The 567-nt window shown below is 42.3% G+C and carries 2 protein-coding genes; both read left to right on the forward strand.

The genetic code is table 11. The features are described 5' to 3' along the window. A partial coding sequence (locus FK529_RS20945) for a (2Fe-2S)-binding protein (RefSeq protein WP_231703192.1) occupies positions 1-362 on the forward strand: 362 nt, incomplete at its 5' end. A gap of 10 nt (positions 363-372) precedes the next feature. Then, a partial coding sequence (locus tag FK529_RS20950) for a hypothetical protein (protein ID WP_205124414.1) occupies positions 373-567 on the forward strand: 195 nt, incomplete at its 3' end.

Consider the following 567-nt stretch of genomic DNA (forward strand, 5'->3'; position numbering starts at 1 on the left):
CTGATGGATCAAAGAGTGAAACGAGAACATGTATCTTTGGAGCGCACTATTTTGCCGGCAAAAATATTGTGACGATTGAAGGGCAGGCGACAAAAAAAGATGGAGTATTGATCTTAACGCCTATTCAACAGGCTTTTATTGATAATTTTGCTTTCCAATGTGGCTATTGTGCGCCAGGATTTGTTGCGGGTGCAACGGTCTTTTTAGATCGCTTAAATCGCCGCCCCATTAAGAGAGCTAATCTAGAAAAAGCCATTGAGGAGGCTCTCAATGATCATATCTGCCGTTGTACAGGGTATGTCCGTTATTATGAAGCAATTCGGGATGTCGCCTTAGCCACCCCCGGTTGTGTTATCGATTAAGGAGTAGAAGATGCGTTATGTTAAAGATATCGATTATTATCGTCGCAGTAAGCAGAAAGGGAGCTTAAAGCGCTGGCTCAGTTGGCTCCTATTATTGTTGATTATCTTAGCGGTATTAATCCTAATCGGTGTGTTTCGTCAAGATTCTGTGACTGCTAAAGGTACTTTAAGTGAAGCAGAGATGGAAGCATTGATACCTAAAGGG

The sequence above is a fragment of the Tsukamurella asaccharolytica genome (assembly GCF_007858435.1).
GTDB lineage: Bacteria > Actinomycetota > Actinomycetes > Mycobacteriales > Mycobacteriaceae > Tsukamurella > Tsukamurella asaccharolytica.